Source organism: Sphaerisporangium aureirubrum (genome assembly GCF_042658925.1).
In the GTDB taxonomy this organism is placed as follows: Bacteria; Actinomycetota; Actinomycetes; order Streptosporangiales; family Streptosporangiaceae; genus Sphaerisporangium; species Sphaerisporangium aureirubrum.
The window spans coordinates 39,674-49,969 of sequence record NZ_JBHSRF010000024.1 but is presented as its reverse complement, the minus strand read 5'-3'; the positions used below and the strand labels follow the sequence as shown (position 1 = coordinate 49,969).

Sequence of the window (10,296 nt, the reverse complement as noted above, 5' to 3'; positions counted from 1 at the left end):
TAAGTAACAGGCCCTCCCCACCCCTGGGACCGCACCACCGGCAGACGTTACAGTTAAGGCCTGCCTAACCTAAGGAAATCGGAACGTGGAGACAGCCCGGTGACCGCGGTCCGACGGTCCCGCCCTGCCGTCCTGGTGGTGCTGCTGTGCGCCGCCCTCGGCGCCCTGTGCCTGTTGTCGATCGCCCTCGGGGCCCGGGCCATCCCGCTCGACCAGGTCGTCCAGGCGCTCACCGGCCACGTACCGGGTCCCGGCGGACAGGCCGCCGAGAACGTCGTCTGGACGGTGCGCGTGCCGCGCACCGCGCTCGGCCTTACCGCCGGCGTCGCGCTGGGGCTGTCCGGCGCGCTCATGCAGGCGCTCACCCGCAACCCGCTGGCCGACCCCGGCGTGCTCGGCGTCACCGCGGGCGCGGCGTTCGCCATCGTGCTGTCGATCGCGCTGCTCGGCGTCGGCTCGCTGTTCGGCTACATCTGGTTCGGCTTCGCCGGGGCGCTCGCCGCGAGCGTCCTCGTGTACATGCTCGGCCGCCTCGGCCGCTCCGGGCTGACGCCCGTGAAGCTCGCGCTGGCCGGGGTCGCGGTCACGTCGCTGCTGTCCTCGCTGACCGGCGCCATCGTGCTCACCGACCCCGAGCCGCTGAACCGCTACCGCTTCTGGTCGGCCGGGTCGCTCGCCGGGCAGAACGCCGAGGTGGTGCGGCACATCCTGCCGTTCATCGCGGTGGGCGTGGTGCTCGCGCTGGCCTGCGCGCCGGCGCTGAACAGCCTCGCCCTCGGCGAGGACGTCGCCACCGCGCTCGGGCGGCGACTCGGCCTGGTGCGGCTCCAGGGCGTGACCGCCGTCATGCTGCTCACCGGCGGCGCGGTCGCGGTCATCGGCCCGGTCGTCTTCATCGGCCTGGTGGTGCCGCACGTCGCCCGCGTGCTCGCCCAGCGCGCCGGCATCGGCCCCGACCAGCGGTGGCTGCTGCCCCTGTCGGCCGTGCTGGCGCCGTGCCTGCTGCTGGCCGCCGACATCGCCGGACGGCTCATCGCGCGCCCCGTCGAGATCCAGGCCGGCGTCCTCGTCGCCTTCATCGGCGGCCCGTTCTTCATCGCGATGGTGCGCAGGCGCCGGCTGGCGGAGGTGTGACCATGGCCGACTCGAAGGGACCGGCCGCGACGCTGGCCAGGCGGCCGTTCCGTATCGCCACGCCGCCCGTGTCGGGCGTGCTGCGGCCCCGGCTGATCGCGGTGTGCACGGCGCTGGCCGTCGTCACGTTCGCGGTGTTCTGCTGGAGCGTGGCGGTGGGCGACTACCCGATCGCGCTCACCGGGGTCGTCAAGGCGCTGGCCGGGATCGGCGACCCGGGCACCCTGCTGGTGGTGCGGGAGCTGCGGCTGCCGCGCACGCTGGTCGGGCTGCTGGTGGGCGTCGCGTTCGGCGTGTCCGGCGCGGTCTTCCAGACGATGACCCGCAACCCGCTGGCCAGCCCGGACATGATCGGCCTCACCCAGGGCGCGGGCACCGCCGTGGTGGCGAGCATCGTGCTCGGCTGGGACGACGGCCTCGGCCTCCAGGCGCTCGGGCTGCTCGGCACGCTGCTCACCGCGCTGCTGGTGTACGCGCTGGCGTGGAAGGGCGGCGCCACCGGGTACCGCATCATCCTGGTCGGCATCGGGGTGTCGTGGATCTGCACCAGCGTCACCGACTACCTGGTGGCCCGGGGCGGCAAGTTCCAGGCGCAGGCCGCGCTCGGCTGGCTGGTGGGCAACCTCAACGGCCGCGACTTCGACGAGGCCGTGCCGCTGGCCGTCGCGCTGGCCGTGCTGCTGCCGGTGACGCTGGTGCTGACCCGCCACCTGCGCACGCTCCAGCTCGGCGACGACGTCGCCACCGGCCTCGGCACCTCCGTCCAGCCGACGCGGCTGGCGCTGCTGCTCGCCGGGGTCGGGCTGGTCGGGTTCGGCGTGGCCGCCGCCGGGCCGGTCGCGTTCGTGGCGCTGGCGGCCCCGCAGATCGCCCAGCGCCTCGCCGGGACCGCCTGGCCGCCCCCGCTGGCCGCCGGGCTGACCGGCGGCCTGGTGGTGCTGGCCGCCGACCTCGCCACCCGCACGCTCATCCCCGGCACCGAGGTGCCGGTCGGGATCGTCACCGGCGTGCTCGGCGCGCCGGTGCTGCTCTGGCTGCTCATCCGCGCCAACCGCGCGGGCTCAGGAGGCTGAACGCATGACCACCACCACACCGGCCGCGGACGCCCCGGTACAGGACGCCGGTCATCCGTCCGACGGGCCCGACCTGCGGGCGGAGGGCCTGAGGCTGGCGTACGACGACCGGGTGGTCGTGCGGGACCTGGATCTGGTGGTGCCGCCCGGGCGGGTGACGGCCATCGTCGGCGCCAACGCCTGCGGCAAGTCGACGCTGCTGCGGGCCCTGGCCCGGCTGCTCACGCCGCGCGCGGGCGCGGTACGGCTGGACGGGCGGGCGGTGCACGCCATCCCCACCAGGGACCTGGCGCAGCGGCTCGGCATCCTGCCGCAGGGCCCGGTGGCGCCCGAGGGGCTCACCGTGGTGGACCTGGTGACCCGGGGCCGGTCGCCGCACCAGACCTGGTGGCGGCAGTGGTCCAAGGCGGACGAGCAGGCCGTGCACGGCGCCCTGGCCGCCACCGGCCTCACCGAGCTGGCCGGCCGCGCGGTGGACGAGCTGTCCGGCGGGCAGCGCCAGCGCGCCTGGATCGCGATGGCCGTCGCGCAGGGCACGCCGGTGCTGCTGCTGGACGAGCCGACGACGTACCTCGACCTGGCCCACCAGATCGACGTGCTGGACCTCGTGACCGACCTCAACCGGCGGGAGGGGCGCACCATCGTGATGGTGCTGCACGACCTCAACCACGCCTGCCGGTACGCCGACCACGTCATCGCGATGAAGGAGGGCCGGATCGTCACCGAGGGCCCGCCCGCCGAGGTCGTCACCGCCGCGACGGTGGAGGACATCTTCGGCCTGCGCTGCCACGTGACCACCGATCCGGTCAGCGGCACCCCGCTGGTCATCCCCGTCGGCCGCCACCACGACACGGCGGCGGCCGGATAGCGTCCCCGGGAGCGAGTCGCTCCCGCGCGTCAGGGGTGAGCCGTGAGGTAGTCGCCCATGGCGCGGAAGTAGTCGGTGGCGGCGTGCTCGGCGCCGTCGTCGGTGCGCACGCGGCGCACCAGCAGCCCGTGCCGCCTGCCGCTGCGGGCGTCGGCGCCGGCGACGACGACCACGCCGTCGCCCTCGCGGATGAAGACGCGGCCGGGCGTGCCGCCGTAGTGCGCCCGCGACAGCGCGGCCGACACGACGCGGATGCGCTGCCCGCGGTGGTAGGTGAAGGCGTTCGGGTACGGGTCGGACTGGGCCCGCACCAGGCGCTCCAGGTCCTCGGCGGCCCAGTTCCAGTCGATGCGGCTGTCCTCGACGGACCGCTTGTGGAAGAAGCTGGCGCGGCTGCGGTCCTGCTTCACCCAGCGGGCGCGGCCGGAGGCGATCAGGTCGAGCGACTCGCGCACGATCGGCTCGATGAGGTCGACCGTACGGTGGAACAGGTCGGTCGCGGTGTCGTCCGGGCCCACCGGCACCGCGCGCTGCAGCACGATGTCACCCGCGTCCAGCTCAGCGTCCATGCGGTGCGCGGTGACGCCCACCTCGGGCTCGCCGTTGATGAGGGCCCAGATGAGCGGCGAGAAGCCCGCGTAGGCGGGCAGCAGCGAGTCGTGCACGTTGAGCGTGCCGTGCGGCGGCAGGTCGAAGATCTCCGGGGGCAGCCAGGTGCGCCAGTTGTTGGCGACGATGATGTCCGGCGCCGCGTCCCGCAGCGCGGCGAGCAGCTCGTCGTCGTCCGGCCGCTGCCGCAGCAGCACGGGCACGTCGTGCTTGGCGGCGAGCTCGGCCACCGAGTCGTCCCAGATGCGCTCGTACGCGTGGTCGCTGGCGGGATGGGTCACCACCAGGACCACCTCGTGACCGGAGTCCAGCAGGGCCCGCAGCGTGCGGTGGCCCCAGGTCTGGTAGCCGAACATGGCGACCCGCATGTGTGGTTCCTCTTCCTTGGGGGGCGATCTTGGGGAGCTTGTCAGGTAAGGCTAACCTTATCTAACATGTGGGCCGCAGAGGGAGGCGATGCCGCGGTGGACACACTGGACAGTGGGCCCGACATCATTTACGACATCCTGGGAATCGGCTTCGGGCCGTCCAACCTTGCGCTGGCCATCGCCATCGATGAGCACAACGCCAAGGCGACCCCGGGAGAACGACTGAGGGCCGGGTTCCTGGAAAGGCAGCCGACGTTCGGCTGGCACCGGGGCATGCTCATCGACGACGCGACGATGCAGGTGTCGTTCCTGAAAGACCTGGTCACCATGCGGGACCCGTCGAGCGACTACAGCTTCCTGTGCTACCTGCGCGACCGGGGCCGGCTGGTGGACTTCCTGAACCAGAAGACGCTGTTCCCGCTGCGCGCCGAGTTCCACGACTACTTCGAGTGGGCCGCCGCGCGGGTGCGGCACCTGGCGCAGTACTCCGCCGAGGTGGTCTCCGTGGACCCGGTGACGGTCCCCGGCGGCGAGACGCGGTGGTTCGACGTGGTCAGCCGCGACCCGCGCGACCCGTCCCGGACGGTGGTACGCAGGGCGCGGAACATATGTGTGGCCGTCGGGATGGAGCCGCACCTGCCACCCGGCACGGTGCTGTCGGACCGGGTGTGGCACAACAGCGAACTGGTCCCCCGCGTCGCCGGGCTGACCGCCTCGGGCGCCAGGGTGGGCCGCGCGCTCGTGCTCGGCGCCGGGCAGAGCGCCGCCGAGGCCGTGGACTACCTGCACCGCACGTTCACCGGCGCCGAGGTGTGCGCGGTGTTCGCCAAGTACGGCTACACGCCCGCCGACGACAGCCCGTTCGCCAACCGCATCTTCGACCCCGAGGCCGTCGACCTGTACTTCACCGCACCGCCCGAGGTGAAGCGCTCCCTGTACGACTACCACCGCGGCACCAACTACTCGGTCGTCGACATGGACCTCATCGAGGCCCTGTACGCCACCACGTACCGCGAGAAGGTGCACGGCCGCGAGCGCCTGCGCATGCTCAACGTCTCCCGCATCCGCGACGTCCGGAGCCTCGACGACCACCTGGAGGTCACCGTCGAGTTCCTCCCCACCGGCGAACGCACCGTCCTCACCGCCGACCTCCTGGTCCACGCCACCGGCTACCGCCCCCAGGACATCAGCACCCTCCTCGGCAGGACCGCCAAACTCTGCCTGCGCGACGACGAGGACGCCATCCGCGTGGACCGCGACCACCGCGTGACCCTCCCCCCCGAGGTGACCGCCGGCATCTACCTCCAAGGCGCCACCGAACACACCCACGGCCTCACCTCCACCTTGTTGTCCACCACCGCCATCCGAGCCGCCGAAATCCACACCTCCCTCCTAACCCACCGCACCCCCTCAGCCCTAGCCGGCCACCCCACCCACTGACCCCGAACCCCTCACCTCCCATCGTGCGGCAACACCCTGAGTCGCCATGAGACCCCGGCCTCCCTCCCCCGGCGAACACGAGCGCCCGGTCTTCCCGCGCCGACGCGGCGGAACGCCATACGGCGAACGCGACGCCGCCGGACGGCGGATAACCCGTGGTGTGTGCGACGCCGATTGAAATGGTCCTTGCGGAGGGCGCGCTTCGCGCGGAAGGCGCAAGGGCTGTTCTCCTGCGGGGGACACCCCCGCACCCCCGGCCCTGCCGGGCTCATAGTGCTCCACCGCGATGTGTCCCGTTGGGCCGGTGTCCCGCCGTATGACGGCGCCGTGTTCGCCGTACCACATCCCGCCGACCCGGCGCCGGTAAGACGAACCCCACGAGGCGATGGGACTCCGGCGCCACCTTTACGGCGGACAACCCGGCGTGTGCGGGCGCCGGAGGAAAGGTCCCCGCGGAGGGCGCGCTCCGCGCGAAAGGCGCGAGGGCTGTTCTCCTGCGGGGGACACCCCCGCGCCCCCGGCCCTGCCGGGCTCATCACACTCCGCCGATGGGGCGGTCAGTCATCCCGTAGGCAGGAAACCGGACAGGCTGGTCGGCGAGCGCAGGGGTGGCGGTGAGGTACCTCCAGCACCACTTCACGTTAAGTAGCCATTCAACTCGTGTGAGTTACGGCATGATGATCCCGTGCATTCCCCCGCATCGCTGTTGGCCGGCTTCATCGACGAGTCGATACACACGGACGCCCGTCTGTACGCGGTAGGCCTCGTGCTGGCCGATCCCGGCGTCGCGGAGGAGGTGCGAAAACTTCTGTGCGCGGTCATTCCGGCGGCTCGTTCACCGCACTGGTCAAAAGAGGACCAGCAGACCCGCGCGGCACTGATCCGTGAGGTGGCGTCTCTACCGATCTCAGCACGGGTGTACGGCTGCCGCTTCGAAAGACCCAAGCGCAAAGAGGCGGCCCGCGCCCGCGCCCTGACATGGTCGGTGCAGGAGCTACCGAGCTCGGTCCGTCACCTGATACTGGCGGAACGCGAGGCAAGTCAAGATCGGCATGATCGCCGGGTTCTCGGCGGCCTGGCGGGCCGACCCGCGGCTTTCGAATACAGCCACGCACCGTTCGCAAAAGAGCCGCTCCTCTGGGCGGCCGATGTGATCGTCAGCAGCACGGCCAAGGCACTCGCCCGCGACGATGACCCCACGACTCGCGAGCTGGAGAGAGTGCTGACGTACGTCGGCTGCGAACCCGGTTGACCTGATGAAACGCGAAAGCCGGGCCACCTCCTGCGGAGGTTAACCCGGCCCCACTTCATGACTCCGAGCGAGCCATGCACCACCCATCGTAGTCAGACAGCGCCTACTGTCAACCCATTTCCCCTGGGACTTGATCCCGCCACGGCTCGCGACGCCTTGCAGAAAGACGCCTTCGCTGACGGGAGTGCGAGCAGGCGCATGTCGCGCGGAGCGCGCCACCGCAAGACCGCTTCAGCAGGCGCCTCCGCGCATCGGGTCGTCGCCGTATCGCGAGGCCATCTCGGCCGTACCGCTTCCATAGGATTGGCCACGCTCCGGCGCGCCGGACATCGAGCTCAGAGTGCTTCCACAGTCCGACGAAACCACTCCTGCGGCACACCGCCTGCGCACACCGCCTGCGCGCGTCGCCTGTGACTCGCCGTCAGGCGCTATGGCGTTCCAAGGTAGATGTCGAGGGCGGCCGCGGCCGCGAGCATCGCGCGACCGCGGGCCGTCAGGCGGGTGTGCCACTCGCGCAGGGTCGCCTGGAGCGGCTCCGGGCCGCCGGCGGTCCGGACCTGGTCCAGTACCTGGGCGATGTGTGTCAGGCCGTGGCCGCCTCGACGCAGCTGGTGGGCCAGGAGTACGTCGCGTACGTCGGCGGGGGTGTAGAGACGGTAGCCGGTGCGGGGGTCGCGGCGGGGGACGACGAGGCCGGCTCGCTCCCATTTGCGTAGCGTCGCGGGGCGGAGGCGGAGCCTGCGGGCCAGGGGGCCGATGAACGTCATGCCCAATTCGGGCTCACGTGGGGGGGCCAGGTCGCGCAGTGCCAGTTCGACGGCTTCCAGTGTGTGCCGGTCGGCGGCCAGTTGCGCGTGGCTCTCGTCGATCAGCCGCAGCACCTCGTCGAGGGCGCGGTCGTTCACGGCCCGCATAATCGCGCCCGCGGTCGCGTGGCCGTGCGCGGGGATCAGCGCCAGGAACGTGCGCAACGCCGCCGCGTGGCACGGAGCGTAGACGCGGTAGCCGTGCGGCGAGCGCCCGGCCGGCGGGAGGATCCCCGCCTCCTCGTAGTTGCGTACCGCCTGCGTGGACAGGCCGTGCTCGCGCGCCAGGTCGATGGGTCGCAACCGCATTTTGAAGCTTTTCCTCGCAGGCGGCCGGAAACGGCGCCAAAGTTTACAACGGAGGTTCAACGATACCGTTGAAGGTATGACGGAATCGATTCGGGACGCCGCCCGCCCCTTCAGCGGCGGCGCCCTCACCGCGCTCCTGTCCCCCGCCATCCGCCTGCTCGGCCTCGGCGAGCCCACCCACGGCGTCGAAGCCTTCCCCGAACTGCGCAACGAGCTCTTCCGCCACCTCGCCGAGCACGAGGGCTACCGCTCGATCACCATCGAGAGCGACTGCTTGGCGGCGCTGGTCGCCGACGCGTACGTCAACGACGGCACCGGGACCCTCGACGACGTGATGAGCCGCGGCTTCAGCCACGGCTTCGGCGCCTCGTCCGCCAACCGCGAGCTCCTGAGCTGGATGCGCGCCTACAACGAGCCGCGTGCCCCGCACGAGCGGCTCCACTTCTACGGCTTCGACGGCCCGCTGGAGACAGCCGGCCCCGCCGGTCCCCGCCCGGCCCTGACCGCGCTGCACGACTACCTCGCCGGACATGTCGACCTGCCCTGGAGTCGCGAGGCTCTCGACGAACTGCTCGGCCCCGACGAACGCTGGACCGACCCCGCCGCGCTCATGGATCCCACCCAGTCCATCGGCCGCAGCCCGGAGGCCAAGGAACTGCGCCTCATCGCCGGCGACCTGCGTGTGCTGCTCACCGCGCACACTCCCCACCTCATCGCCGCCACCTCCGCCGACGACTGGTGGCGCGCCGACCTGCACGCCCGTACCGCGGCCGGGCTGCTGCGCTACCACGCCGGCATGGCCGACACCTCGCCCACCCGCATCGGCGACCTCATATCCCTGCGCGCCGCGATAATGGCCGACAACCTCGACGCCATCCTCCGCCGCGAGGCCCGCCGCGGCCCGGCCCTCGCCTTCGCCCACAACGCTCACCTGCAGCGTGACATGAGCCACATGCGGTTCGCCGGCCAGCCGCGCCAGTGGTGGAGCGCGGGCGCCATCATCAGCACCCACCTCGGCGACCAGTACGCCTTCGCCGCCACCACCTTCGGCGCCCGCGGCTCCGACATCCCCCCACCCGACACCCTCGAAGGCCTCCTGTCGGCCCTCCCCCACCCCCGCGCCGTCCTCGATCCCGTCCGCCTCGCCGACACCCTGCACCAAAAGCCGGCCCGCCGCGTCCCGGCCGACCACACGTACTTCTCCCTCGACCCGGACACCATCGGCCGGACCGACGCCATCGTCTTCGTCCAGGAGATCTGAGCCACCCCCACCGGCCACGTGGCCGGCGGAACGTCACCAGCGGCGACGATCCAGCCCGGCCCTCGGCGCCCCCGCCCGGTGATCCCGCCGGTCACGCTATCCAGGCGGGACGCGGCCGCTGAGCCCGAGCAGGCCGCTCGACTCACAAGCGCCACCCGGCACGGCCACCGGCGCCCTGACCCACCGTGTGGCATCGCGACACCACCTAGGCGCACACGATCGCGCCCCCAGCGGCGCCGCCGAGGCCCCGTCGCCTCCTCGGTCTCGCCGAAGCCCATCGCCCTGCCGGGGTCGCCTTACCGGCGCCGGGTCGGCGGGAAGTTGTACGGCGAACACGGCGCCGTCGTACGGCGAGACACCGGCCCAACGGAATCGATCGCGGTGAAGCGATAGGAGCCCGGCAGGGCCGGGGGTGCGGGGGTGTCCCCCGCAGGAGAACAGCCCTCGCGCCTTTCGCGCGGAGCGCGTCCTCCGTGAGGACCTTTTCCCCGACGCTCGCACACGCCGGGTTGTCCGCCGTAAGGCGGCGCCGGAGTCCCGTCGCCTCGTTGGGTTCGCCTTATCGGCGCCGGGTCGGCGGGAAGTGGTACGGCGAACACGGCGCCGTCATACGGCGGGACACCGGCCCGACGGAACGCGTCGCGGTGGAGCACCATGAGCCCGGCAGGGCCGGGGGTGCGGGGGTGTCCCCCGCGGGAGAACAGCCCTTGCGCCTTTCGCGCGGAGCGCGCCCTCCGCGAGGACCTTTCCCCCGACGCTCGCACACGCCGGGTTGCCCGCCGTAAGGCGGCGCCGGATTCGCCGTGCCGCGTCCCGCCGACCGGCGCCGGAGGGCTGCCCGGTGATCGCGGGCCTGATCATCGGGTTCGTCGCGTCGCGTCGGCGCCGGGACGGACGCGGGCTCATGCTCGCCGCGTGAAGCGGTGGGCCCCCGGATCCCACGATGGCGCCGAGGTGACGCGCAGGCCCCGGGGGGGCGCGCAGGCCCCGGGGGGCGCGGGGGTATCCCCCGTACAAGAACGGAGGCGAGCGGGGGGTGTATTTAATCAGAGGTGATTAATGCGATTTACCGGCTTGGCATTATGGAGGAGATCAGAGGCGTGGGTGGCTTGGCTGGTGTTCAGGGGCAGGTGGGGGCGGGTTGCGGGGACTTTTATTCTGAATTTTTGGGGCTTG

8 protein-coding genes are annotated in these 10,296 nt (G+C 72.0%); 6 read left to right on the top strand and 2 right to left on the bottom strand.

Annotation, left to right across the window (positions count from 1 at the left end):
- Positions 1 to 99 precede the first annotated feature (99 nt).
- The 3 genes from ACFP1K_RS18145 to ACFP1K_RS18135 are packed head-to-tail and all read left to right on the top strand — an operon-like array spanning position 100 to position 3,075.
- On the top strand, positions 100 to 1,134 hold the full coding sequence (locus tag ACFP1K_RS18145; protein WP_380754461.1) for a FecCD family ABC transporter permease: 1,035 nt from the start codon (positions 100 to 102) through the stop codon (positions 1,132 to 1,134).
- Positions 1,135 to 1,136: 2 nt separating this feature from the next.
- Positions 1,137 to 2,207 carry a FecCD family ABC transporter permease gene (locus ACFP1K_RS18140; protein WP_380754458.1) on the top strand — a complete coding sequence of 357 codons (1,071 nt, stop codon included), beginning with the start codon at positions 1,137 to 1,139 and terminating at the stop codon, positions 2,205 to 2,207.
- A 4-nt stretch (positions 2,208 to 2,211) separates the two neighbouring features.
- Positions 2,212 to 3,075, top strand: a complete 864-nt coding sequence (locus ACFP1K_RS18135; RefSeq protein WP_380754455.1) for an ABC transporter ATP-binding protein — start codon at positions 2,212 to 2,214, stop codon at positions 3,073 to 3,075.
- Between the two features lie 29 nt (positions 3,076 to 3,104).
- Here the strand turns inward: ACFP1K_RS18135 and ACFP1K_RS18130 are convergent, their stop codons facing one another.
- Positions 3,105 to 4,052, bottom strand: a complete 948-nt coding sequence (locus ACFP1K_RS18130) for a methionyl-tRNA formyltransferase (protein ID WP_380754452.1) — start codon at positions 4,050 to 4,052, stop codon at positions 3,105 to 3,107.
- Positions 4,053 to 4,148: 96 nt separating this feature from the next.
- Between ACFP1K_RS18130 and ACFP1K_RS18125 the strand changes: the two genes are divergently transcribed.
- Entirely contained in the window at positions 4,149 to 5,492 is a 1,344-nt protein-coding gene (locus tag ACFP1K_RS18125) for a lysine N(6)-hydroxylase/L-ornithine N(5)-oxygenase family protein (RefSeq protein ID WP_380754449.1), read from the top strand.
- 685 nt (positions 5,493 to 6,177) lie between these two features.
- A complete protein-coding gene (locus ACFP1K_RS18120; protein ID WP_380754446.1) occupies positions 6,178 to 6,744 on the top strand; it encodes a hypothetical protein in 567 nt (188 codons plus the stop codon).
- Between the two features lie 428 nt (positions 6,745 to 7,172).
- On the opposite strand, the gene ACFP1K_RS18115 is transcribed toward ACFP1K_RS18120, so the two are convergent.
- Positions 7,173 to 7,859: a MerR family transcriptional regulator gene (locus tag ACFP1K_RS18115; RefSeq protein WP_380754444.1), complete on the bottom strand. Its 687-nt coding sequence runs from the start codon at positions 7,857 to 7,859 to the stop codon at positions 7,173 to 7,175.
- Positions 7,860 to 7,935: 76 nt separating this feature from the next.
- On the opposite strand from ACFP1K_RS18115, the gene ACFP1K_RS18110 reads away from it, so the two are divergent.
- Positions 7,936 to 9,120 (top strand): erythromycin esterase family protein, encoded by a 1,185-nt coding sequence (locus ACFP1K_RS18110; protein ID WP_380754441.1) that lies wholly within the window; start codon positions 7,936 to 7,938, stop codon positions 9,118 to 9,120.
- Positions 9,121 to 10,296: the final 1,176 nt, after the last annotated feature.

Excerpts from the sequence above, each read along its gene's own strand:
- ACFP1K_RS18140 (WP_380754458.1), top strand. The coding sequence starts at position 1,137 with ATGGCCGACTCGAAGGGACCGGCCGCGACGCTGGCCAGGCGGCCGTTC.
- ACFP1K_RS18135 (WP_380754455.1), top strand. The coding sequence starts at position 2,212 with ATGACCACCACCACACCGGCCGCGGACGCCCCGGTACAGGACGCCGGT.
- ACFP1K_RS18130 (WP_380754452.1), bottom strand. The coding sequence starts at position 4,052 with ATGCGGGTCGCCATGTTCGGCTACCAGACCTGGGGCCACCGCACGCTG.
- ACFP1K_RS18115 (WP_380754444.1), bottom strand. The coding sequence starts at position 7,859 with ATGCGGTTGCGACCCATCGACCTGGCGCGCGAGCACGGCCTGTCCACG.
- ACFP1K_RS18110 (WP_380754441.1), top strand. The coding sequence starts at position 7,936 with ATGACGGAATCGATTCGGGACGCCGCCCGCCCCTTCAGCGGCGGCGCC.